We start from the raw sequence: 25,303 nt of genomic DNA, 5'->3' as shown, positions 1-25,303 counted from the left end.
AGCTAAGCCTTACAGCGCCGATGGTACTGCAGGGGGGACCCTGTGGGAGAGTAGGACGCCGCCGAACAATCATTCAGGGGCTGGGCCCGGAACTTCGGTTCCGGGCCCAGCCCTTTTTTCTTTTCCGTCACTTGACGTTCACGTTGCACAACGACGATCGCCGCCATGGGTGCTGCTGCAATGCTCAGGGCCGCCGGAGTCGGCATCGGTGACGAGGTCGTCGTACCTGCCTTCGGCAACGAGGACGTCGCCGAGGCGGTGACCCTGGCCGGAGCGCTTCCGGTGTTCGCCGACATAGACCCGGTGACGTACTGCCTCGATCCGCTCGCGGTCGAGGCGGCCGTGACTCCGCGCACCGCGGCCGTCGTTGCCGTCCATCGCTTCGGCCGGCCGGCGGACACCGGGCGGTTGCGCGAAGTGGGCCGGCGGCACGGGCTGCTGGTGCTGGAACAGGCAGAGTCCGAGGCGCCGTACGACGAGGTCGCACAGCGGAGGCAGCGGGCGGCCTACCTCGACGGCAGGCTGCGGGGCGTGCGGACACCGGACGGTGGCGACGGGCACACCTACCAGCAGTACGTCGTACGGGTGCCCGGAAACGGCAGGCCGGACCGGGACGCCTTCGCACTGGCCATACGGGCCAGGGGAGTTGACTGCCGGGTGCCCGTGAAGACACCGGTGCACCGGCTTCCGGAGTTCCGTCGGTGCGTGTCGCTGCCCGCGACCGAGCGCGCCGCGGACGAGACACTGGCGCTGCCCGTGGACTCGGGCCTGACGAAGCGGGACATGCAGCGGATCGTGGCCGCCTGCAACTCCCTCGGCGGATTGCTCCGGCCGGCCGTCTGAGCCTCCCCCAACAGGCCCCGGGCGGACGCCGGAACGAATTTGGGAACCCGGTGCTGGTCAGGGTATGATCTACTCCGTTGCCGCGAGGAAGACCTCGACAAGCGACAGGCCCCTATAGCTCAGTCGGCAGAGCGTCTCCATGGTAAGGAGAAGGTCAACGGTTCGATTCCGTTTGGGGGCTCCACGAGAAAGGCCCCCCGCCCAACGGGCGGGGGGCCCTTGCGTGTTCCGGCCTCCGCCGTCTCAGTCCTGGTGCACCTCCGGTACACGCATGGCGAGGATGGCCATGTCGTCCGACGGTGCATCGGAGGCGAAGCGCTCGACCGCACGCATGATGCGGGCCGCCACGGCGCCCGCCGTCAGGCCCGTGCAGGTGGTCAGGACGTCGGCCAGGCCGTCGTCGCCGAGCATGCGGGTGCCCTCCCGGCGCTCCGTGACGCCGTCCGTCACGCACAGCAGGACGTCGCCCGGGTCGAGGGTGACCGTCTGCTCGTAGAGCTCCAGGTCCTCCATGACACCGAGCAGCGGCTGCGGCTCGGCCGCGGCCTCGACCGTGCCGTCCTGGCGCAGGCGGAGCGGCAGCGGATGACCGGCGCAGACCACCTTCAGTTCCGCGCTGCCGTCCTCCTGCGGGCGCATCTCGCCGTAGAGGAGCGTCAGGAAGCGGCTGCGGGCACCCTCGTCGAGAATGGCCGAGTTCAGCCGCTCCAGGACCGCGGGACCGCTCAGGCCCTCGCGGGCGAGCAGGCGCAGGGCGTGCCGGGCCAGGCCGGTGACCGCCGCCGCGTTCGGGCCCGTACCGCAGACGTCGCCGATGGCGAAGCCGTAGGCCCCGTCACTGATGGGGAACAGGTCGTAGAAGTCACCGCCGACCTCGTTGCCCTCGCCGGCCGCGCGGTAGATGACCTCGACCTCGACGCCGTCGATCTCGGGCAGCTCGGGCGGCAGCAGGCTGCGCTGGAGTGACTGGCTGATGGCCGTGCGCTCCGAGTACAGGCGGGCGTTGTCCAGGGCCAGGGCGGCCCTGCGGCTCAGGTCCTCGGCCAGTTCCAGGATCTCCTGGCGGAAGTGCTCCTCCGCGGGCTTGCCCAGCGTGAGCATCCCGATGACGCGGTTGCGGGCGACCAGGGGCAGTACCACCGTCTCCCCGCCCACGGCGGAGGCCACCGCCAGGGTCGGACCCATGGCGGAGGCGACCTGGTGGGTGGGTCCGCCGCTCAGGCCCAGGCTGCGCATCGAGCTGCGCAGCGCGGCCTGGTGGGCCGTTTCACCGGGAACACCCCACACACGGGCGCCGGGAGTGGGTACCGGATCCGGCGGGGGGATCTTCGACAGCAGCGACTTGATGCCGTCGATGAGTTCCTCGTCCTCGTGCAGGACGTACGACAGATACGGATCGGAGGCCTGGTCGGCGATCGTGTAGACCGCGCACCACGTCGCCAGTGTGGGGACGGTCATCTGGGCCATGAGGGCGAGGGTCTGGTCCCGGTCGAGGGTTCCGGCCAGCAGGTCGGAGGCCTCGACGAGGAAGCTCAGCGACCCGCGGCGCAGCCGCTCCAGCTCACCGAGGCGGGCCGACTCGACGGCGAGTGCGATGCGGTCCGCGGCGAACTGGAGGCGCAGTGCCTCCTCGTTGGAGTACCGGCTCGGTGCCTCGGCGGCGACGCCGAGGGAACCGGTGAGGCGTCCCTCGACCTTGAGCGGGACGGTGATCACCGAGCGCATGCCGGTGGCGTTGAGCAGCGGCACGGCGCCGGGGATGGCGGAGAGGTCCTCGTGAACGGCGGGCATGCGGGCCGAGCCGTAACGGCCGGGGCCGGCCTCGACGGGCACGCGCGCGAAGCGCTGGCGCGCGGACGGCAGACCGGTGGAGGCACGGACCTCCAGCTCCGTCTCGTCGTCGGTGGCGAGGAGCAGGAAGGCCGAGTCGCCGTCGAGCATGTCGCGGGCGCGTTCGACTGTGCGCTGGAGGAGCCCGTCGAGGTCGTCTGGGGCCGGCGAGCCGATGAACGTCTCGAACGGGTCGGCGTTCTGGCCGTCGCCGGAACCCGCCGCGTCGCCGGCGGGAGCGCGCAGCGGTGTCTGGAGCACGGCGCGCTCGTGGTCGCGCACCAGGAGGCAGACCGTGGACGGTTCGCCGCCGGTGTCGCGGACGCGCAGGTGGGAGGCGTACACCGGGGTGACGCGGCCGTTCGCGTCGCGGATGCCGTAGCTGCCCTCCCAGCGGGAGAGCCGGAGGGCCTCCGCGATGCCGGTGCCGGTGCCCGGTGTGTGCGGCCAGGCCGCGAGGTCGGTCAGCGGCTTGCCGGTGACCTGGTCGGCGGCGTAGCCGAAGAGTTCCTCCGCATCCTCGTTCCAGGCGCTGATGGCGGCGGTGCGGTCGATCTGGACGACGGCGACGCGGACTCTGCCGTCGGCCAGCGGGAGCAGTTCCGCGGGCAGGGCCGGGCCGGCGGCGCGGGTGCCCACCGGGCGCTCGGGGAGCGCCAGCTGGAACCACACGTTCTTGTGGGTCGGCGTGTACTCCACGCCCCAGCGGCCGGCCAGCGCCGCGCACAGCTGGAGGCCGCGTCCGCCCTCGCGGTCGGGGCTGCCCATGTTCACGGCCGCGCCCTGGAGGGGGACCTCGCGCTCGGGGTAGCGGTCCGAGACCTCGATGCGGACGCCGTCCTCGCAGCGCAGGCACAGCAGGTCGGCCTGGGTGCCGGCGTGCACCACGGCGTTGGTGACCAGTTCGCTGGTGAGCACCACGGCGTCGTCGACGATGTCGGCGAAGCCCCAGCCCTGGAGGGTGTCGCGGACGAAGGAGCGGGCGGTGGCGACCGAGCGCCCCACGGGCTCGAAGCTGGCAGCCGCGCGCGCGGTGATCACAGAACTCCTCGGCCGGTCGTCGACGTGCTGGGCTGCCCGGTCGCCGGGCCCACGCCGCTGGTGCGGCGGGCGCGCGCCCGTCGGCCGGGGGTCCGGGGGCTGTCCCCCGGGGATCAGTCCGGTGGTCATGTGTGCGGCCGCCCCTCCGATGCCCGCTCGTACTCGTGCCTCCGCCCATGCCGGACGGACCGGTGCGGCTGGACAGCCGCATGCAAGGTTACTTACCTTCCCCGTCCATGCGGATGCCGGTCACCAGTGTTTCCGTCCGGAGGGTGTGCGGACGATGTGCGAAGCTGCCGAACTGTTATGGCCTGGTTCGGCAAGGGTGAAACACTGGGCAGGCTTCCGGTGAAGGTCCGGGCAGGCCGAGTGTCATCCGCGCACGGAGGGCAGCAACCCTTTCGTGTGACCCGGCGTCGTCGGGCGGACATGGAGGGCGGTGTCTGATACGCCGGGCGAGCGGTACCCGGTACGGCACCACGAGCACAGCAGTGACGGTCAACCCTTGCGGGAGGGACACAGTGGAGTCTGGCGCAGCGGCGCGGGATACGAAGACGCGCGCGAAAGGCGGACACTCCCCAAGCAACCAGCGCAATCCACGCAATGGGACCACGGTGGTGGACACGGCTGCGCTGAACCGGCTGCTGGCTGCGCTCGCGGCCATGCGGGACGGAAACTTCCGCAAGCGGCTGACGGTCTCCGGCGACGGCGTGATGTCGGAGATCGCGGCGGTCTTCAACGAGGTGGCCGACCGCAATCTGCACCTGACCGGCGAGCTGACGCGAGTACGGCGCATGGTGGGGCGTGAGGGAAAACTCACGGAACGGCTGGAGACCGGGGCCTGCGAGGGCTCCTGGGCGGCCGCCATCGACCATTCCAACGCCCTGGTCGACGACCTCGTGCGGCCGGTCTCCGAGGTGAGCCGGGTCCTGTCGGCCGTGGCGGAGGGCGACCTGTCGCCGCGCATGGAGTTGCGGACACTCGCTCCGGAGGGGCCGGGGCATCCGCTGCGCGGAGAGTTCCTCAAGGTCGCCCGGACGGTCAACAACCTCGTCGACCAGCTGTCGACCTTCACCGACGAGGTCACCCGCGTGGCCAGCGAGGTGGGCACCGAGGGCAAGCTGGGCGGGCAGGCACGCGTGCGTGGCCTGTCGGGTTCCTGGAAGGACCTGACGGACTCCGTCAACACGATGGCGTCCCGGCTCACCGCCCAGGTACGGGACATCGCGCTGGTGACCACGGCGGTCGCCAAGGGCGACCTGTCGCGCAAGGTGACCGTCCACGTCGCGGGCGAGATGCTGGAGCTGAAGAACACCGTCAACACGATGGTCGACCAGCTCTCCGCGTTCTCCTCGGAGGTGACCCGTGTCGCCCGTGAGGTGGGTACCGAGGGCATTCTGGGCGGCCAGGCACAGGTGCCGGGGGTGGACGGGGTCTGGAAGGAGCTGACCGACTCCGTCAACACGATGGCGGGGAACCTGACGGCCCAGGTCCGGGGGATCTCGGAGGTGACCACGGCGGTCGCCAACGGTGACCTGTCGCGCAAGGTGACCGTCCCGGCGCGCGGCGAGGTCGCGCAGCTCGCCGACACCATCAACCAGATGACCGAGACGCTGCGGATCTTCGCCGACGAGGTCACCCGCGTGGCCAACGAGGTCGGTGCCGAGGGGCGGCTCGGCGGGCAGGCGAACGTGCCGGGCGCGGCGGGGACGTGGAAGGACCTGACGGACTCCGTCAACACGGTCTTCCGGAATCTGACGACGCAGGTGCGCGACATCGCCGCGGTGACGACGGCGGTGGCCAACGGCGACCTGTCGCAGAAGGTCACCGTGGACGTCGCGGGCGAGATGCTGGAGCTGAAGAACACCGTCAACGGGATGGTGGACCAGCTGTCGGCGTTCGGTGCCGAGGTCACGCGCGTGGCGCGGGAGGTCGGTGTCGAGGGTGAGCTGGGCGGTCAGGCCCAGGTGTCCGGCGCGGCGGGGACGTGGAAGGACCTGACGGACTCCGTCAACACGGCGTTCCGCAACCTGACCGGCCAGGTGAGGAACATCGCGCAGGTGACGACGGCGGTGGCCAACGGTGACCTGTCGCAGAAGGTCACCGTGGACGTCTCCGGTGAGATGCTCCAGCTGAAGAACACCGTGAACACGATGGTGGACCAGCTGTCGTCGTTCGCCGACCAGGTCACCCGGATGGCCCGGGACGTGGGGACGGAGGGCCGGCTGGGCGGCCAGGCCCGCGTCGACGGGGTGTCGGGGACCTGGAAGGAACTCACCGACTCCGTCAACTTCATGGCCGGCAACCTCACCTCCCAGGTGCGGCAGATCGCCCAGGTGACGACGGCGGTGGCGCGCGGCGACCTCTCGCAGAAGATCGACGTCGACGCGCGGGGCGAGATCCTCGAACTGAAGAACACCATCAACACGATGGTCGACCAGCTCTCCGCCTTCGCCGACCAGGTGACCCGTGTGGCCCGCGAGGTGGGCACCGACGGGCGCCTCGGCGGCCAGGCCCAGGTGCCCGGTGTGGCGGGCGTGTGGCGTGACCTGACCGACTCCGTGAACGGCATGGCGGGCAACCTGACCGCGCAGGTCCGCAACATCGCGCAGGTCGCCACCGCCGTGGCACGCGGTGACCTGTCCCAGAAGATCACCGTGGACGCGCGCGGGGAGATCCTGGAGCTGAAGAACACGCTGAACACGATGGTGGACCAGCTGTCCTCGTTCGCCCAGGAGGTCACGCGCGTGGCCCGTGAGGTGGGTACCGAGGGCATCCTGGGCGGCCAGGCCGAGGTGCAGGGTGTCTCCGGCACCTGGAAGGACCTCACGCAGTCCGTGAACGGCATGGCGAACAACCTGACCCTCCAGGTGCGCTCCATCGCCGAGGTCACCACGGCGGTCGCCAAGGGCGACCTGTCGAAGAAGATCACCGTCGACGCCAAGGGCGAGATCCTCGAACTGGTCACCACGGTGAACACGATGGTGGACCAGCTGTCGTCGTTCGCCGAGCAGGTCACGCGCGTGGCCCGTGAGGTGGGTACCGAGGGAATCCTGGGCGGTCAGGCGCATGTGCCGGGCGTCACCGGCATCTGGAAGGACCTCAGCGACAACGTCAACCTGATGGCCAAGAACCTGACCACGCAGGTGCGCAACATCTCGCAGGTGTCGGCCGCGGTCGCCAACGGCGACCTGACCCGGCAGGTCACCATCGAGGCGCGCGGCGAGGTAGCGCAGCTCGCCGACACCATCAACACGATGGTCAAGACGCTGAGCTCGTTCGCCGAGCAGGTCACCAAGGTGGCCCGGGAGGTGGGCACGGACGGCATCCTCGGCGGCCAGGCGCAGGTCCCGGGCGTGGCGGGCACCTGGAAGGACCTCACCGAGTCGGTGAACCAGATGGCGTCCAACCTGACCGGTCAGGTGCGCAACATCGCCATGGTCACCACGGCCATCGCCAAGGGCGACCTGACGAAGAAGATCGACATCGATGCCCGGGGCGAGATCCTGGAGCTGAAGACGACGATCAACACGATGGTGGACCAGCTGTCGTCCTTCGCCGAGGAGGTCACCCGGGTCGCCCGCGAGGTGGGCACGGAGGGCCAGCTCGGTGGCCAGGCACGCGTGCGTGACGTCGACGGAACGTGGCGCGACCTCACCGAGTCGGTGAACGAGATGGCGGGGAACCTGACGCGTCAGGTGCGTGCCATCGCGCGCGTGGCGACCGCGGTGACCCGCGGCGACCTGAACCTGAAGATCGACGTCGACGCCTCCGGCGAGATCCAGGAGCTTCAGGACTACATCAACAAGATGATCGCCAACCTGCGCGACACCACGGTCGCCAACCAGGAGCAGGACTGGCTCAAGGGCAACCTGGCCCGTATCTCGGGCCTCATGCAGGGCCGCCGTGACCTCCAGGACGTGGCCTCGCTGATCATGAGCGAGCTGACGCCGGTGGTCTCCGCCCAGCACGGCGCGTTCTTCGTGGCCGTGCCGCGCGTCGACGGGTCCGAGGTGGCCGAGGGCCAGGACGACCTCTACGAGCTGCGGATGCTGGGCTCCTACGGCTACTCGATGGGCTCCATGCCGACCTCGTTCCGGCCGGGGGAGGCGCTGGTCGGCACGGCCGCCCAGGAGAAGCGCACGGTCCTGGTGGAGAACGCGCCCAGCGGCTACCTGAAGATCTCCTCGGGGCTCGGCGAGGCGCCGCCCGCGCAGGTGATCGTGCTGCCGGTGCTGTTCGAGGGCAAGGTGCTCGGGGTGATCGAGCTGGCCTCCTTCACGCCGTTCACGCAGATCCAGAAGGACTTCCTCAACCAGCTCGCGGAGATGATCGCGACCAGCGTCAACACCATCTCCGTCAACACCAAGACCGAGCAGCTGCTCAAGCAGTCGCAGGAGCTGACCGAGCAGCTGCGCGAGCGGTCGGAGGAGCTGGAGCAGCGGCAGAAGGCCCTGCAGGCCTCCAACGCCGAACTGGAGGAGAAGGCGGAGCTGCTGGCGCAGCAGAACCGCGACATCGAGGTGAAGAACACCGAGATCGAGGAGGCGCGGCAGGTCCTGGAGGAGCGTGCCGAGCAGCTCGCGGTGTCCATGCGCTACAAGAGCGAGTTCCTCGCCAACATGTCGCACGAGCTGCGCACCCCGCTGAACTCGCTGCTGATCCTGGCCAAGCTGCTCGCCGACAACGCGGAGGGCAACCTGTCCCCGAAGCAGGTCGAGTTCGCCGAGACCATCCACGGGGCCGGCTCCGACCTGCTGCAGCTGATCAACGACATCCTCGACCTGTCGAAGGTCGAGGCGGGCAAGATGGACGTCTCCCCGACGCGTATCGCGCTGGTCCAGCTCGTGGACTACGTGGAGGCCACTTTCCGGCCGCTGACCGCGGAGAAGGGGCTGGACCTGGCGGTGCGCATCTCCCCGGAGCTGCCCGCCACGCTCCACACCGACGAGCAGCGACTGCTGCAGGTGCTGCGCAACCTGCTGTCCAACGCGGTGAAGTTCACCGATTCCGGCTCGGTGGAGCTGGTGATCCGCCCGGCCGGCGCGGACGTACCGCAGTCGATCCGGGAGCAGCTGCTGGAGGCGGGCTCGCTCGGTGATCCGTCGGAGCCGCTGATCGCCTTCTCGGTGACCGACACCGGCATCGGTATCGCGGCGAGCAAGATGCGGGTGATCTTCGAGGCGTTCAAGCAGGCCGACGGCACCACCAGCCGCAAGTACGGCGGTACCGGCCTGGGTCTGTCGATCTCGCGGGAGATCGCGCAGCTGCTGGGCGGCGAGATCCACGCGCAGAGTGAGACGGGCCGCGGCTCGACCTTCACGCTCTACCTGCCGCTGCATCCCAACGAGCTGCCCCCGCACGGCTACCAGCAGCCGATGCCCGCGCTGGAGGCGGGCGACCTGGTGGTGTCCCAGGAGCAGCTGTCCGAGCTGGCCGGGGTCGAGATCGAGACGCCGGCCGAGGTGAAGTCGTACCACGAGACACAGAACGGGCCGGCCGCCCTGTTCCGGCGGCGCCGCCGGGCCACGGGCTCGCTGGAGGCCGGGCCCTCCCCGCACGGGGAGCGCTGGCCGGTGGCGGAGCAGGAGACGGCACCGGAGGTGTACCGCGGGATCCGCTTCGGCGGGCAGAAGGTGCTGATCGTCGACGACGACATCCGCAACGTGTTCGCCCTCACCAGTGTCCTGGAGCAGCACGGCCTGTCCGTGCTGTACGCGGAGAACGGCCGCGAGGGCATCGAGGTGCTGGAGCAGCACGACGACGTGGCGGTCGTGCTGATGGACATCATGATGCCCGAGATGGACGGGTACGCGACGACGACCGCGATCCGCCGGATGCCGCAGTTCTCCGGGCTGCCGATCATCGCGCTGACCGCGAAGGCGATGAAGGGCGACCGGGAGAAGGCGATCGAGTCGGGCGCCTCCGACTACGTGACGAAGCCGGTGGACCCCGATCACCTGCTGTCGGTGATGGAGCAGTGGATGAGGGGGGAGTGAACGGAGGTTGTTCACGCGGAGTCGCTGACGCAGGGGTGCCCGTAGCCGTGTAGAAGTGCGGGAATCGGGGAACCTTCTGGTCTCCTGCCGCGTTTTTGCTACGTGCACAGTGACATCGCGGTGACAGGGTGTGGCGACAGGCGGGGTGCGGCTACGATGACCGGCACGAGGACGGGCGGCGCAAGGGAGTCGTCCCCGGGGGCGGCACCCGTCGGTGCTACCCCTGGTCCTGTGGACAGGGGAGGCCCCATGCCGGGGCGAGGAGGGCGGGCCATGGTGCAGAAGGCCAAGATCCTCCTGGTCGATGACCGGCCGGAGAATCTGCTGGCGCTGGAGGCGATCCTCTCTGCGCTCGATCAGACGCTGGTGCGGGCATCGTCCGGGGAGGAAGCACTCAAAGCACTGCTCACGGACGATTTCGCGGTCATTCTGCTGGATGTCCAGATGCCGGGGATGGACGGTTTCGAGACGGCCGCGCACATCAAGCGGCGGGAACGGACGCGGGACATCCCGATCATCTTCCTCACCGCGATCAACCACGGCCCGCACCACACCTTCCGCGGATACGCGGCCGGTGCGGTGGACTACATCTCCAAGCCGTTCGACCCGTGGGTGCTGCGCGCCAAGGTCTCGGTCTTCGTCGAGCTGTACATGAAGAACTGCCAGCTGCGGGAGCAGGCGGCGCTGCTGCGGCTCCAGCTGGAGGGCGGTGACAAGGGCGGCGTCGCGACCAAGGAGCCGGCCGGACTGCTCGCCGAGCTGTCCGCGCGGCTGGCGGCCGTCGAGGAGCAGGCCGAGGCCCTGTCGAAACAACTCGACGAGGAGTCCGCGGACGCGGCGGCCGTCGCCACCGCCGCCCATCTGGAGCGGAAACTCACCGGCCTGCGCCGTGCCCTGGACGCCCTGGAACCAGGCTCGGGGAACGGCAGTACCTCGGTGCCCTCGCAGAACTGACGTGTGCCGCCGGTCCGTTGCGGGTGAGCGCGCGTCAGGTGAGCCTGCCCGCAAGGGCGACACGAACGGGTGAAGCGATGGGCACGCGTGTCCGCTGTCGTCTCCACCGGTAACCTCACATCCATGGCCTCACGTCCCTCCGCAGCCAAGAAGCAGCCCGCGAAGAAGTCGGCTGCTCCCGCGAAGGCTCCGGCGAAGAAGGCCGCTGCGAAAAGGACCGCTGCCAAGAAGGCGCCCGCGAAGAAGGCCGCGGCGAAGAAGCCCGCGCCGAGGCCGGCGCCCAGTCCCACCGGAGGCGTCTACCGGTTGGTGCGGGCCGTGTGGCTGGGCCTCGCCCATGCCGTCGGTGCCGTGTTCCGCGGGATAGGGCAGGGCGCGAAGAACCTCGACCCGGCCCACCGCAAGGACGGCGTCGCCCTGCTGCTCCTCGGTCTCGCACTCGTCGTCGCCGCGGGTACCTGGGCCGATCTGAGGGGCCCCGTCGGCGGGCTGGTCGAGATCCTGGTGACCGGCGCCTTCGGCCGACTCGACCTGCTCGTCCCGGTCGTGCTCGCCGCCATCGCCGTGCGCTTCATCCGGCACCCCGAGAAACCGGAGGCCAACGGCCGGATCGTGATCGGTCTGTCCGCGCTGCTCGTCGGCGTGCTCGGGCAGGTCCACATCGCCTGCGGCTCGCCGGCCCGCAGCGACGGCATGCAGGCCATACGGGACGCCGGGGGGCTCGTCGGCTGGGCCGCGGCGACCCCTCTGACGTTCGCCATGACCGAGGTCCTCGCCGTCCCGCTGCTGGTGCTGCTGACGGTCTTCGGTCTGCTGGTGGTCACGGCCACCCCCGTCAACGCCGTCCCGCAGCGGCTCCGGGCGCTCGGCGTGCGGCTCGGGGTCGTGCACGACCCGGAGACCGACGAGTTCGGCGACGACGAGGAGCGCTACGACAACCAGTGGCGCGAGGCCCTGCCCGGCCGGCCCCGCAGGCGTTCGGGCGCACCCGAGGAGTACGACCCCGACGGCGCCGAGCAGGAGGCCCTCGCCCGGCGCCGCGGCCGCCCCCGCCGCCCGGCCGTCCCGCAGCCCGCGGCGGACCGCGAGCCGGACGCCGTGGACATCGCCGCGGCCGCGGCGGCCGACCTCGACGGCGCGGTGCTGCACGGCATGCCGCCCTCGCCGATCGTCGCCGACCTCACCCACGGGGTGCGCGCCGGCGACCGGGAGGAGACCACGCCGGCCCCGGTGCCGGCCGCGCGGCCGAAGCGGGAGGGCTCGAAGGTCCCGTCGGTCCCCGACCTCACCAAGTCGTCCCCCCCGGAGCTGCGCGACCTGCCGCCGCGCGCCGAGCAGCTCCAGCTCTCCGGCGACATCACCTACGCGCTGCCCTCCCTGGACCTCCTCACCCGAGGCGGCCCCGGCAAGGCCCGCAGCGCCGCCAACGACGCGATCGTCGACGCCCTGCGCAACGTCTTCACCGAGTTCAAGGTGGACGCCGCCGTCACCGGCTTCACGCGGGGGCCCACGGTCACCCGCTACGAGGTGCAGCTGGGCCCGGCCGTCAAGGTCGAGCGCATCACGGCGCTGACGAAGAACATCGCCTACGCCGTCGCCAGCCCGGACGTGCGGATCATCAGCCCGATCCCCGGCAAGTCCGCGGTCGGCATCGAGATCCCGAACACCGACCGGGAGATGGTCAACCTCGGCGACGTGCTGCGCCTCGCGGAGTCGGCCGAGGACGACGATCCGATGCTCGTCGCCTTCGGCAAGGACGTCGAGGGCGGGTACGTCATGCACTCGCTGGCGAAGATGCCGCACATGCTGGTCGCCGGCGCCACCGGGTCCGGTAAGTCGTCCTGCGTCAACTGCCTGATCACGTCGATCATGATGAGGGCGACCCCGGAGGACGTCCGCATGATCCTCGTCGACCCCAAGCGGGTCGAGCTGACGGCCTATGAGGGCATCCCGCACCTGATCACCCCGATCATCACCAACCCCAAGCGGGCCGCCGAGGCGCTCCAGTGGGTCGTCCGCGAGATGGACCTGCGCTACGACGACCTCGCCGCATACGGCTACCGGCACATCGACGACTTCAACCGCGCCGTGCGCGAGGGCCGGGTCAAGCCGCCCGAGGGCAGCGAGCGCGAGCTCCAGCCCTACCCGTACCTTCTGGTGATCGTCGACGAGCTGGCCGACCTGATGATGGTCGCGCCGCGTGACGTGGAGGACGCCATCGTCCGCATCACCCAGCTCGCGCGCGCCGCCGGTATCCACCTGGTGCTCGCCACGCAGCGGCCCTCGGTCGACGTCGTCACCGGCCTGATCAAGGCGAACGTGCCCTCGCGGCTCGCCTTCGCCACCTCCTCCCTCGCCGACTCCCGGGTCATCCTCGACCAGCCCGGCGCGGAGAAGCTGATCGGCAAGGGCGACGGACTGTTCCTGCCGATGGGGGCCAACAAGCCGGTCCGCATGCAGGGCGCGTTCGTGACCGAGGAGGAGGTCGCCGTCGTCGTCCAGCACTGCAAGGACCAGATGGCGCCGGTCTTCCGGGACGACGTGGTCGTGGGGACCAAGCAGAAGAAGGAGATCGACGAGGACATCGGCGACGACCTCGACCTGCTGTGCCAGGCCGCCGAACTGGTCGTCTCCACCCAGTTCGGGTCCACCTCGATGCTCCAGCGCAAGCTGCGGGTCGGCTTCGCCAAGGCCGGACGGCTGATGGACCTGATGGAGTCACGGAACATCGTCGGCCCCAGCGAGGGCTCCAAGGCCCGCGACGTCCTGGTGAAGCCCGACGAACTGGACGGCGCGCTGGCGCTGATCCGGGGGGAGTCCGACGGGTAGGCGTTGGGGACGCCGACCGCGGGTACCAGGGGAGGACGGAGCGCGGCACGGGACCCGGGAGGGGGGAGCGATTCGTGACTTACCCGTTAGGGAACTCTGGGCAACCGTTTCCCCCCGGCGCACGTCAAGTTGAGCGAGAGAGCGGGGACGGGCCCACCTCGGGGACCGTCCCCGTCCCGTCATCGGCGTGTCCGGCCATTCCGATGGCGTAAAGACGTACACCGCCCGGTTGCCCCACCCTTTCGTACCCCCCCTAAACTGAACCTCCAGCACAGGTGGCTACACGCTCGAAAGGCGCCCCCGTGTCCATCGGCAACTCCCCTGAAGACGAGCGTCCGTTCGAAGACGATCGCGAGGAATCCCACCTCTCCGTCGGCCGTGCACTCCAACAGGCACGCATCGCCGCCGGTCTGACCGTCGACGACGTCAGCAACGCCACCCGCGTCCGTATCACGATCGTGCACGCGATCGAGGCGGACAACTTCGCCCCCTGCGGCGGAGACGTCTACGCCCGCGGCCACATCCGGACCCTGGCCAAGGCCGTCCACGTCGATCCCGCACCCCTCATCACCCAGTACGACGCCGAGCACGGCGGGCGCCCGGCGCCCACTCCGGCGGCGCCGCTGTTCGAGGCGGAACGCATCCGCCCCGAGCGGCGGGGGCCGAACTGGACGGCTGCCATGGTCGCCGCGATCGTCGCCGTCGTCGGCTTCGTCGGCTTCACCGCGGTCAAGGGCGGTGGTGACGGTGGCACGAACGACCAGGCCGCCGGCGGTTCCACGCCCACGGCAAGCACCTCCGCCTCACCCACGCCCTCCGGCCGGAAGAACGCCGACCAGAAGCCCGAGCCCTCCGACAGCGCGATCGCCGCGGCGCCCCAGGACAAGGTCACGGTCCAGGTCAGCGCCACCGACGGGCGCAGCTGGATCTCGGCCAAGGACCACAACGGCCGCCTCCTCTTCGACGGGCTGCTCAAGCAGGGCCAGTCCAAGACCTTCCAGGACAGCTCCAAGATCAACCTGGTGCTCGGCGACGCCGGCGCGATCCAGTTGTACGTCAACGGCAAGAAGATCGAGGACGACTTCCAGCCGGGCGCCGTCGAACGGCTGACCTATACAAAGGGCGACCCGCAGATCGGGTAGCCGGAGCGCGGGAAACGGACGGGGTTGGCCAAGATCGCCAACCCCGTCGACGTTCGCGGCCTGTGGGACAAAGTACTCTTGAGCCCATGCCTGAACGCCGTACCGTCGCACTCGTCACCCTTGGCTGCGCCCGTAACGAGGTGGACTCGGAGGAGCTCGCAGGCCGTTTGGAGGCGGACGGCTGGCAGCTCGTGGAGGAAGCCGCGGACGCCGAAGTCGCCGTCGTCAACACCTGCGGCTTCGTCGACGCCGCCAAGAAGGACTCCGTCGACGCCCTGCTGGAGGCGAACGACCTCAAGGGGCACGGCAGAACCCAGGCCGTCGTGGCGGTCGGCTGCATGGCCGAGCGGTACGGCAGGGAACTGGCGGAGGCTCTCCCCGAGGCCGACGGTGTGCTCGGCTTCGACGACTACGCGAACATCTCCGACCGCCTGCAGACCATCCTGTCCGGTGGCGTCCACGCCTCCCACACCCCGCGTGACCGGCGCAAGCTGCTCCCGATCAGCCCCGCCGAGCGGCAGGAGTCGGCCACAGAGGTGGCGCTGCCCGGGCACGGCCCGGCGGACCTCCCTCAGGGCCTCGCCCCGGCCTCCGGACCGCGCGCGCCCCTGCGCCGCCGGCTGGACGGCGCCCCGGTCGCCTCGGTGAAGCTCGCCTCCGGCTGCGACCGGCGCTGCACGTTCTGCGCCATCCCGTCCTTCCGCGGCTCCTTCATCTCGCGCCGGCCGAGCGACGTGCTGAACGAGACGCGATGGCTGGCCGAGCAGGGGGTGAAGGAGATCATGCTGGTCTCCGAGAACAACACCTCCTACGGCAAGGACCTCGGCGACATCCGCCTGCTGGAGTCCCTGCTGCCGGAGCTGGCCGAGGTCGACGGCATCGAGCGGGTGCGGGTGAGCTACCTCCAGCCCGCCGAGATGCGGCCCGGCCTGATCGACGTGCTGACCTCGACGCCGAACGTCGCGCCCTACTTCGACCTGTCCTTCCAGCACTCCGCCCCCGAGGTGCTGCGCGCCATGCGCCGCTTCGGCGACACCGACCGCTTCCTGGAGCTGCTCGACACCATCCGGAGCAAGGCCCCCGAGGCGGGCGTGCGCTCCAACTTCATCGTCGGATTCCCCGGCGAGAGCGAGGCCGACCTCGCCGAGCTGGAGCGTTTCCTCAACAACGCGCGGCTGGATGCGATCGGTGTCTTCGGCTACTCCGACGAGGAGGGCACGGAGGCGGCGACGTACGACCACAAGCTCGACGGGGACGTCGTCGCCGAGCGGCTGGCGCGGGTGTCCCGCCTCGCCGAGGAACTCGTCTCGCAGCGCGCCGAGGAGCGCGTGGGCGAGACCGTCCGCGTGCTGGTGGAGTCCGTGGACACCGAGGAGGGTGTGTGCGGCCGTGCCGCCCATCAGGCGCCGGAGACGGACGGCCAGGTGCTGCTGACGGACGGCGAGGGCCTGAGCGCCGGCCGTGTCGTGGAGGCGAAGGTGGTCGGCACCGAGGGCGTCGACCTGGTCGCCGAACCCCTGGGGAACGGGTTCCGGGCCGGCGAGGAGGCGGGTAGATGACCGGGGTACCGGCGTCCGCGGCGGGCGGCTCCTCCCAGGCGCAGGGCGCCGGGCGGGCCCAGGGTGGGGCGACGGCCCACAGTGCGACGGGTGCTTCCGCCCCGGGCACGTCCGACGTGACGGCCGCGCCGGAGACGGCGAGGAGCATCGGTGCGGAGGAGGGCACGAAGCCCGCGCGCGGCGCGAAGATCGCCGCCGCCGCCGTGAACCAGGCCAGCGTCTGGAACATCGCCAACCTGCTCACCATGCTCCGGCTCGTCCTCGTGCCGGGCTTCGTGGCGCTGATGCTGGCCGACGGCGGATACGACCCGGCGTGGCGCTCGTTCGCCTGGGCGGCGTTCGCCATCGCCATGATCACCGACCTGTTCGACGGGCACCTGGCACGCACCTACAACCTCGTCACCGACTTCGGGAAGATCGCCGACCCCATCGCCGACAAGGCGATCATGGGGGCGGCGCTGATCTGCCTGTCGGCTCTCGGCGACCTGCCGTGGTGGGTGACGATAGTGATCCTCGGCCGGGAACTCGGCATCACGCTGATGCGTTTCCTCGTCATCCGGTACGGCGTGATCCCGGCGAGCCGCGGCGGCAAGCTCAAGACGCTCACGCAGGGCGTGGCCGTGGGGATGTACGTCCTGGCACTGACGGGGTGGCTGGCCACCCTGAGGTTCTGGGTGATGGCCGCGGCGGTCGTGCTGACCGTGGTGACGGGCCTCGACTACGTAAGACAGGCCATTGTGCTGCGCAGGCGGGGAATGGCCGAGCGCAGGGCTGCCTTGGAGGAGAGCGAAGCGTGACGTCCCCTGCCGCCGACGTGGTGCGACTACTGAGCGTGAGGGGCGAGACGGTTGCCGTCGCCGAGTCGCTGACCGGCGGACTGGTCGCTGCGGAGATCACCGCGGTTCCGGGTGCCTCCCGGGTGTTCCGGGGCTCGGTGACGGCGTACGCCACCGCGCTCAAGCACGAGCTGCTCGGGGTCGACGCAGGCCTGCTGGCCGCCCGCGGAGCGGTGGACGCGCAGGTCGCGGCAGAGATGGCGGCAGGAGTGCGCAAGACGCTCGGCGCCGACTGGGGCCTCGCGACGACCGGTGTGGCCGGTCCGGAGCCGCAGGACGGACAGCCCGTCGGGACGGTCTTCGTGGCCGTGGACGGGCCCTTCCCGCCGGATTCCGGTTCTGCCGGTGGCGGAAAAGTGCAGCCACTGCGGTTGAACGGCGACCGTGCGGAAATCCGTATGGAGAGTGCACGGAGCGTACTCGCACTCCTCCTCGAGGAGCTTGCGGGCGAACAGACCGGGAACGAGCGGGCACAGGATACGGAACAGAACGGGGGGTTTTGATGTTTGCAGCCCTGAGTGAACACGACATCGCTCCCCGCACGGCCGCGGCGCAAGGCGGTACGGTGGGGCGAGAAGGATGCGGCTACTCGGTCCGAGGAGGGAGCCACCGATGATTCTGCTCCGTCGCCTGTTGGGTGACGTGCTGCGTCGGCAGCGCCAGCGCCAGGGCCGTACTCTGCGCGAAGTCTCCTCGTCCGCCCGAGTGTCACTCGGCTATCTCTCCGAGGTGGAGCGGGGGCAGAAGGAGGCTTCCTCCGAGCTGCTCTCCGCCATCTGCGACGCGCTGGACGTACGGATGTCCGAGCTCATGCGGGAAGTGAGTGACGAACTCGCCCTCGCCGAGCTGGCCCGGTCTGCTGCGGCCACCCCGAGCGAGCCTGTCTCCGCACCGGTTCGCCCGATGCTGGGCTCCGTGTCGGTGACGGGTGTGTCACCGGAACGGGTGACCATCAAGGCGCCCGCCGAAGCGGTGGACGTCGTCGCTGCCTGAAGCACGCCTGTGAGACCCCGGCCAGGGCCTCTCCGGGACACCGGAGAGGTACGGCCGGGGTTTTCGCGTTTCCCGCGACCTTGCGGCGCCCCTCGGCACCCTTCGGCGCCCTTCGACTTCACGCTGTGTCCTTCGCGTCCTTCGGCGTCCTCCGGCGCATCTGGATGCGCCGGAGGCGCCCTGGTGGGGTCTTCGGCCGGTTCCCGGTGCGTTTGCCGGAGTCCTGTTCCGCGGTCATCGTGGAACGGCACGACCGGTGACCGATGGAGGCGTGGATGTACGTCGTGAAGAGTCCCCTGTCCGACGCGGACCTGAAGACCGTCGCCGAGGCGCTCCAGGGCGCGCTCGTCGACCTCATCGATCTCGCACTCGTCGCGAAGCAGGTGCACTGGAACGTCGTCGGACCGCGGTTCAGGTCCGTCCATCTCCAGCTCGACGAGGTCGTGGACACCGCCCGCGTCCACTCCGACACCGTCGCGGAGCGCGCCTCCGCCCTCGGTGTCCCGCCCGACGGGCGAGCGGCGACCGTGGCGGCGGGCAGCGGCATCGCGGCGGTGGCCGAGGGCTGGGTCAAGGACTCCGACGCGGTGGGCACGCTCGTGGACGCCCTGGGCGCCGTCATCGCCCGGATGAGGGAACGCGTGTCGGCGACCGGTGACGCGGACCCGATCAGCCAGGACATCTTCATCGGCGTCACGGCGGATCTGGAGAAGCATCACTGGATGTTCCAGGCCGAGAACGGCTGACGGCGGCGGACACGGCCGTCCGCCCTGTGGGGTTCGCACGGCCCTCTGCACCGCTGTACGCCCTTGCGTCCCGCGAGGGTGGGGTCCTGGCGTCCGGCTGGAGGTGACCGCCATGGCGGGTCGGGCAGCGCGCCGGGTGACCGCTCTGGGGCTCGGGGTGGTCTGGTGGTGGGCCGTGCTGCGACTGGCCCTGGCGCCGGGAGCGGGCACCCTGGAGGGGGCCGTCGCAGTCGGCGGATGGGGGCTGAGCGTGCTCCCGGTGCACTGCGTGCCCAGCACTCGCGCGGTGGGTGCCCTGCGCGAAGGACGGTGGCGGGACGCCTGGCGGACGGGTGCGCGGGGCGAGGACACCGAGCCCCGTGGCAACACGGCACCGCTGCCGCGGGGTTCGGACGGAGGGCCCGACCCCGTGTGAACGAGACGTTCGCGGCGCCTGTGGGGGTGCGCTGGCGCTGATGAACGGCGCCCGGTGCCGTCGTCCGGACCTGCCGGCCGGAACCCGGGCGCCGCGGTGCCCGCCGGGTACGGCGCGAGGCCGTCAGCGGGACCGGAGACGTGGTGTCCGACCCGGGACGGCACCGGGGGCGGGTGCCGGTCCCGTCTGGCAGCTCGGGCACCAGTAGGTCGGGCGCTCGTGCGAACCGTCCCCCTGGTTGGCGAGTCGGACGGGGGTGCCGCAGCGCAGGCACGGGCGCGGTGCCCGGCCGTACACGAACAGGTCCTGGCCGTGGCGGCCCGTCGTACTGCGGACCGGGCGGTCCCGGTTGGCCTCCAGGAGCCGCCGGGCGAGCGTGGGCAGGTGCGCGGCGCGGTCGGCGGGCAGGGCGCCGACCGGGAGCCACGGCGTCGTGCCCAGCACGAAGCACAGCTCGCTCTTGTAGATGTTGCCGATGCCGGCCAGGTTGCGCTGGTCCAGCAGGGCCTCGCCGAGGGGGCGGGCGGGGTCCCTGAGAAGGTTGGCGAGCGCGCGGTCGGCGTCCCAGTCCGGGCCGAGCAGGTCCGGGCCCAGATGGCCCACGACGCGGTCCTCGTCGACCGTGCGCAACAGGTCGAGCACGGTGAGGCGGTAGCCGACGGCCGTGCGGTCGCCGGTGCCGAGGACGGCGCGGATCTGGTGGGCCGGGCCGCCGCTGAAGCGCTGGCCGGGGGCGTACACCTTCCACGTCCCGTCCATCATCAGATGCGAGTGCAGGGTCAGGCCGCCCTCGACGCGGGTCAGCAGGTGCTTGCCGCGCGGGGTGACGCCCAGGACGGTACGGCCGCCGAGGTCGGCCGTCGCGTACCTGGGCACCCGCAGGTCGCTGCGGATCAGCACCTTGCCTGCCAGGGCGTCGTGCAGTCGCCTCGCGGCCTGCCAGACGGTGTCTCCTTCGGGCATGGGTCAAGAGTGGCACGCAATGAGGGCGGGCGGGATGCCGGAGGGGCTTCCCGGTCACGCCCGCAGTCGCAGGCCCCTCGGAGTGGCGATGAATCCGGCGGCCTCCAGCAGCGTGCCGAGGGGGGATGTCAGGGCCGGGGTGCCGTTGACGCGCTCGACGGTGACCGTCCCGAGGGCCCCCGCGCGGGCAGCCGCGGCGAGGGCCTCCGCGGCGGCCGGCAGGCGCGGATCGTCGATCACCGCGGCGTCCGGAGCCTCGGGCCAGGCCAGCAGGGTCTTGCCGCCGCGCTCCATGTACAGCACGGGCTCGCCGTCCACCAGCACCACGAGGGAGCCCGCCTTGCGGCCCGGCTTGTGCCCGGCGCCGGTCGGGGGCTCCGGCCACGGCAGGGCGGCGCCGTAGGCGTTGGCGGGGTCGGCGGCGGCCAGCACGACGGCCCGGGACTCGGTGGACGGGGAACGCCGGTAGCGGTCCCCGAAGCCCGTGCCGTGGGGGAAGCCGGAGCCGCCGCTCCGGGGGCCTCCCGTGCCCGGCGCGGCAAGGTCGTGCGCAGAGACGTACTCGTCCCGGGCGGTGCGGCGTCCGGCGTCCGGCACACCGGGGAAGCCGGGCACGGCAGGGAAGTCGGGCACGCCCGGGAAGCCGGATGCCTCGGTGGCGTCGCCGAAGGGGGAGCCGACAGCGTCCGGGGCGTCGCTGCCTGCGGTGGTGCCCGGGAACGCCGATGCCGGGCTCCCGTCGCCGCGCTCGCGGGCGTTGGCGACCGCGCGCAGGCGGTCCACCGCGCCGTCCATCGCGAACTGGGCGGCCCCCAGGCCTTCCACGACGTAGCCGCGCCGGGCCTGGCCGCTCTCCTCGAAGACGGACAGGACGCGGTACGTCGCCGAGAACCCTCCCTCGGCACCCTCCGCGGAGACGGCGCCCCGGGTGACCACGCCGTGCCGGTCGAGGAGGGCCCGGGCCAGGGCGTGGGCGCGCACGGTCGGGTCCGCCTCGCGGGCCGGGAGCAGGGACCAGCGGCCGGCGACCGTGGGCGGGCCGCCGCGGGACGCGGTGCCGGCGGCGGTGAGCGCGCCGTAACGCCCGCGCGGGACGGCGCGCTTGGCGCGATGGGCCGTGGACCCGGCGGTGCGCCCGGAGCCGAGAAGTGCCCGCATCGGTGCGAGCGTGTCGTTGGTGAGCCGCCCGGACCAGGCCAGGTCCCACAGGGCCTCCGCCAGCTGAATGTCGGTCACCCCGGGGTGCGTTACGGCGCGGACCCGGTCGGCGATCTGACGGAAGAACAGGCCGTAGCCGCCGGACAGGGCGTCCAGGACGGACTGGTGCAGGGCCGTCAACTCCAGCGGGTGCGGCAGCGGGAGGAGCAGTGGGGCCGTGTCCGCCAGGAACAGCGACACCCAGCCGTCCTTGCCGGGAAGTGAGCCCGCGCCGGCCCACACCAGTTCGCCGGCCGAGGTGAGTTCGTCGAGCATCGCCGGGGTGTAGTCCCTCACCCGCGACGGCAGGACGAGCTTCTCCAGGGCCGATGCGGGCACGGACGCTCCCTGCAACTGCTCGACGGCACGCACCAGACCGTCGATGCCGCGCAGCGAGTGACCCGTGCCGACGTGCTGCCACTGGGGGAGGAACTGGGCGAGCGCGGATGGCGGCACGGGCTCCAGCTCGTGCCGCAGCGCGGCGAGGGACCGCCGGCGCAGACGTCGCAGTACCGCCGCGTCGCACCACTCCTGACCGATGCCGGCCGGGTGGAACTCACCCTGGACGACCCGGCCCGCCGCGGCGAGCCGCTGCAGGGCGCCCTCGGTGACGGCCACGCCCAGACCGAAGCGGGCGGCGGCCGTCGCGGAGGTGAACGGGCCGCGGGTGCGGGCGTGCCGGGCGAGGAGATCGCCCAGGGGGTCCTTGACGGGCTCGGTGAAGGCTTCGGGCACGCCGACCGGGAGGGCCGTGCCGAGCGCGTCGCGCAGGCGGCCCGCGTCCTCGATCGCCGCCCAGTGGTCGGCGCCGGCGATCCGCACCCGGATGGCGCGCCGGGCGCCGGCCAGTTCCCCCGCCCAGCGCGGGTCGGCTCCCCGCGCGGTGAGCTCGGCGTCGGTGAGCGGGCCGAGCAGGCGCAGCACGTCGGCGACACCCTCGGCGTCCTTGACGCGGCGGTCCTCGGTGAGCCATTGCAACTCCCGCTCCAGCTCGGTGAGCACGTCCGCGTCGAGCAGCTCGCGCAGCTCGGCCTGACCGAGCAGCTCGGCCAGCAGCCGGGAGTCCAGCGACAGCGCGGCGGCACGGCGCTCGGCCAGCGGGGAGTCGCCCTCGTACAGGAACTGGGCGACGTAGCCGAAGAGCAGCGAGCGCGCGAAGGGGGAGGGCTCCGGAGTGGTGACCTCCACCAGTCGTACCTTGCGGGCCTCCAGGTCCCCCATCAGCTCGACCAGTCCGGGGACGTCGAAGACGTCCTGGAGGCACTCGCGGACCGCCTCCAGAACGATCGGGAACGAGCCGAACTCGCTCGCCACCTCCAGCAGCTGGGCGGCACGCCGACGCTGCTGCCACAGCGGGGTGCGCTTTCCGGGGTTGCGGCGCGGCAGCAGCAGCGCGCGGGCGGCGCACTCCCGGAAACGGGAGGCGAACAGCGCCGACCCGCCGACCTGGTCGGTGACGATCCCGTCGACCTCGCCCTTGTCGAAGACGACGTCCGCCGCGCCGACGGGCGCCTGTTCGGCGTCGTACTCGGTGCCGGTGCGCGTCTGCTCCTGGTCGAGCAGGTCCAGACCCATCAAGTCGGCGTCCGGCAGGCGCAGCACAATGCCGTCGTCGGCGTGCATGACCTGGGCGTCCATGCCGTACCGCTCGGACAGGCGCGCGCCGAGCGCCAGCGCCCAGGGGGCGTGGACCTGTGCGCCGAAGGGCGAGTGGACGACGACCCGCCAGTCGCCGAGTTCGTCGCGGAAGCGCTCCACGACGATGGTGCGGTCGTCCGGGACGTGGCCGCAGGCGGCGCGCTGCTCGTCCAGGTAGGACAGCACGTTGTCCGCGGCCCAGGCGTCGAGGCCCGCGGTCAGCAGGCGCAGCCGCGCGTCGTCCCGGGGCAGCGAGCCGACCTCGCGCAGGAACGCGCCCACCGCGCGGCCCAGTTCGAGCGGGCGGCCCAGCTGGTCGCCCTTCCAGAAGGGCAGGCGGCCCGGGACGCCGGGGGCGGGGGAGACCAGGACGCGGTCGCGCGTGATGTCCTCGATGCGCCACGAGCTGGTGCCGAGCGTGAAGACGTCGCCCACGCGGGACTCGTAGACCATCTCCTCGTCCAGCTCACCGACCCGACCGCCGCCCTTCTTCGGGTCGGCGCCGGCCAGGAAGACCCCGAACAGGCCCCGGTCGGGGATCGTGCCACCGGAGGTGACGGCCAGGCGCTGTGCGCCGGGGCGGCCGGTGATCGTGCCCGTCACCCGGTCCCACACCACGCGCGGACGCAGCTCGGCGAAGGCGTCGGAGGGATACCGGCCGGCGAGCATGTCCACGACGGTCGTGAAGGCCGACTCGGGCAGGGAGGCGAACGGTGCCGCGCGGCGGATCGCGGCCAGCAGGTCGTCGAACTGCCAGCTGTCCATCGACGTCATCGCGACGATCTGCTGGGCGAGCACGTCCAGCGGGTTGGCCGGGACCTTCAGCGACTCGATGGCGCCCGTGCGCATCCGCTCGGTGACGACGGCGGCCTGCACCAGGTCGCCGCGGTACTTCGGGAAGACCACACCCGTGGAGACGGCGCCCACCTGGTGGCCCGCGCGGCCCACGCGCTGGAGGCCGGAGGCGACGGAGGGCGGGGACTCGACCTGGACGACGAGGTCGACCGCCCCCATGTCGATGCCGAGTTCGAGGCTGGAGGTGGCGACGACGGCGGGCAGGCGGCCGGCCTTGAGGTCCTCCTCGACCAGGGCGCGCTGCTCCTTGGAGACCGAGCCGTGATGGGCACGCGCGACGACGGCGGGCGCTCCCTGCGCCGCGCCCGAGCCGCCCATGAGCTCGGCCGGCGCGTGGTGCTCGTCCAGGGGCTCCCCTGTGGCCCGCTCGTAGGCGATCTCGTTGAGCCGGTTGCACAGGCGCTCGGCGAGGCGGCGGGAGTTGGCGAACACGATGGTGGAGCGGTGCGCCTGGACCAGATCGGTGATCCGCTCCTCGACGTGCGGCCAGATCGACGGGCGCTCGGCGCCCTCGCCTCCGTCGGCGACCGGGGCGCCGCCCAGTTCGCCCAGGTCCTCCACCGGGACGACCACGGAGAGGTCGAACTCCTTGCCGGACTCCGGCTGGACGATCTCCACCTTGCGGCGTGGCGAGAGATAGCGCGCGACCTCGTCCACCGGGCGGACCGTGGCCGACAGGCCGACGCGGCGGGCCGGTGCCGGCAGCAGCTCGTCCAGCCGCTCCAGGGACAGGGCGAGGTGCGCGCCCCGCTTGGTGCCCGCGACGGCGTGCACCTCGTCCAGGATCACCGTCTCCACGCCGGCCAGCGCGTCGCGCGTGGCCGAGGTCAGCATCAGGAACAGCGACTCCGGCGTGGTGATCAGGATGTCCGGAGGACGGGTGGACAGGGCCCGGCGCTCGGCGGGCGGGGTGTCACCGGAGCGGATGCCGACCTTCACCTCCGGCTCGGGCAGCCCCAGACGGACCGACTCCTGGCGGATGCCGGTCAGTGGGCTGCGCAGGTTGCGCTCGACGTCGACGGCCAGGGCCTTGAGCGGGGAGACGTACAGGACGCGGCAGCGCTTCTTCGGATCGGCGGGCGGGGGCGCCGAGGCCAGCTGGTCCAGGGCGGCCAGGAACGCCGCCAGGGTCTTCCCGGACCCGGTCGGGGCGACCACCAGCACGTCCGAGCCCGCGCGGATGGCCTGCCACGCACCGGCCTGGGCGGCGGTGGGCGCGGAGAACGCCCCCGTGAACCAGCCGCGGGTGGCGGGGGAGAAGCCGTCGAGGGCTCGGTGGGCGGAGCTGACCATGCGTCCATCCTGCACCCCTCCACTGACAATCCCGCCGACCTGCGGGAACGCGGGAGCCGCCGCCCGCCGGGGCCGCACCGGACCGGGCGGGCGGTCGGCGTGCCGATGGCGGTCCGGGCCGTGGCGTCGGGCTGCGGGCGTGACCGGACGTCGTGGAGCGGCCGGTGGGG

General features: G+C 71.6%; 14 protein-coding genes and 1 tRNA gene. 12 read left to right on the top strand and 3 right to left on the bottom strand.

The genetic code is table 11. From position 1 onward, the window contains the following. Nucleotides 1-180: 180 nt before the first annotated feature. Both I3F54_RS01835 and I3F54_RS01830 read left to right on the top strand, forming a co-directional pair. Complete coding sequence (locus tag I3F54_RS01835) at nt 181-843, top strand: DegT/DnrJ/EryC1/StrS family aminotransferase (RefSeq protein WP_240116761.1); 663 nt, start codon at nt 181-183, stop codon at nt 841-843. Nucleotides 844-951: 108 nt separating this feature from the next. Further along, nucleotides 952-1,027, top strand: a tRNA-Thr gene (locus I3F54_RS01830). A 59-nt stretch (nt 1,028-1,086) separates the two neighbouring features. Here the strand turns inward: I3F54_RS01830 and I3F54_RS01825 are convergent. Continuing rightward, nucleotides 1,087-3,843, bottom strand: coding sequence for a SpoIIE family protein phosphatase (locus tag I3F54_RS01825; protein ID WP_240116735.1), 2,757 nt, complete (start codon nt 3,841-3,843; stop codon nt 1,087-1,089). A gap of 392 nt (nt 3,844-4,235) precedes the next feature. Between I3F54_RS01825 and I3F54_RS01820 the strand changes: the two genes are divergently transcribed. The 10 genes from I3F54_RS01820 (at nt 4,236) to I3F54_RS01775 (ending at nt 19,187) form a co-directional block, all read left to right on the top strand. Then, nucleotides 4,236-9,713, top strand: a complete 5,478-nt coding sequence (locus I3F54_RS01820) for a HAMP domain-containing protein (RefSeq protein WP_240116734.1) — start codon at nt 4,236-4,238, stop codon at nt 9,711-9,713. A 273-nt stretch (nt 9,714-9,986) separates the two neighbouring features. Then, nucleotides 9,987-10,667 carry a two-component system response regulator gene (locus tag I3F54_RS01815; protein WP_240116733.1) on the top strand — a complete coding sequence of 227 codons (681 nt, stop codon included), beginning with the start codon at nt 9,987-9,989 and terminating at the stop codon, nt 10,665-10,667. A 123-nt stretch (nt 10,668-10,790) separates the two neighbouring features. Further along, complete coding sequence (locus I3F54_RS01810; RefSeq protein WP_240116732.1) at nt 10,791-13,496, top strand: DNA translocase FtsK; 2,706 nt, start codon at nt 10,791-10,793, stop codon at nt 13,494-13,496. A gap of 302 nt (nt 13,497-13,798) precedes the next feature. Continuing rightward, nucleotides 13,799-14,638 carry a helix-turn-helix domain-containing protein gene (locus tag I3F54_RS01805; protein ID WP_240116731.1) on the top strand — a complete coding sequence of 280 codons (840 nt, stop codon included), beginning with the start codon at nt 13,799-13,801 and terminating at the stop codon, nt 14,636-14,638. 86 nt (nt 14,639-14,724) lie between these two features. After that, nucleotides 14,725-16,197, top strand: a complete 1,473-nt coding sequence (gene rimO / locus I3F54_RS01800; protein ID WP_240116730.1) for a 30S ribosomal protein S12 methylthiotransferase RimO — start codon at nt 14,725-14,727, stop codon at nt 16,195-16,197. Next, nucleotides 16,194-16,994: a CDP-diacylglycerol--glycerol-3-phosphate 3-phosphatidyltransferase gene (pgsA, locus tag I3F54_RS01795; protein ID WP_240116729.1), complete on the top strand. Its 801-nt coding sequence runs from the start codon at nt 16,194-16,196 to the stop codon at nt 16,992-16,994. Before rimO ends, pgsA begins: the two co-directional genes overlap by 4 nt. Next, nucleotides 16,991-17,536 (top strand): CinA family protein, encoded by a 546-nt coding sequence (locus I3F54_RS01790; protein WP_240116728.1) that lies wholly within the window; start codon nt 16,991-16,993, stop codon nt 17,534-17,536. The genes pgsA and I3F54_RS01790 overlap by 4 nt, the downstream gene beginning before the upstream one ends. Before the next feature lie 109 nt (nt 17,537-17,645). Beyond that, a complete protein-coding gene (locus I3F54_RS01785; RefSeq protein WP_240116727.1) occupies nt 17,646-18,026 on the top strand; it encodes a helix-turn-helix domain-containing protein in 381 nt (126 codons plus the stop codon). A 275-nt stretch (nt 18,027-18,301) separates the two neighbouring features. Next, nucleotides 18,302-18,772, top strand: coding sequence for a Dps family protein (locus I3F54_RS01780; RefSeq protein WP_240116726.1), 471 nt, complete (start codon nt 18,302-18,304; stop codon nt 18,770-18,772). Between the two features lie 112 nt (nt 18,773-18,884). Beyond that, the gene (locus I3F54_RS01775) at nt 18,885-19,187 is read left to right on the top strand and encodes a hypothetical protein (protein WP_240116725.1); all 303 of its coding nucleotides are present in this window, start codon (nt 18,885-18,887) and stop codon (nt 19,185-19,187) included. A 123-nt stretch (nt 19,188-19,310) separates the two neighbouring features. Here the strand turns inward: I3F54_RS01775 and I3F54_RS01770 are convergent, their stop codons facing one another. Further along, nucleotides 19,311-20,150: an Fpg/Nei family DNA glycosylase gene (locus I3F54_RS01770; RefSeq protein ID WP_240116724.1), complete on the bottom strand. Its 840-nt coding sequence runs from the start codon at nt 20,148-20,150 to the stop codon at nt 19,311-19,313. Nucleotides 20,151-20,204: 54 nt separating this feature from the next. Beyond that, nucleotides 20,205-25,133 carry an ATP-dependent helicase gene (locus I3F54_RS01765; RefSeq protein WP_240116723.1) on the bottom strand — a complete coding sequence of 1,643 codons (4,929 nt, stop codon included), beginning with the start codon at nt 25,131-25,133 and terminating at the stop codon, nt 20,205-20,207. Nucleotides 25,134-25,303 lie beyond the last annotated feature (170 nt).

Source organism: Streptomyces sp. MUM 2J (assembly GCF_022414535.1).
Classification (GTDB): Bacteria; Actinomycetota; Actinomycetes; order Streptomycetales; family Streptomycetaceae; genus Streptomyces.
Note: the sequence above shows the minus strand (reverse complement) of the source record. Positions and strands in the feature narration are given on the sequence as shown.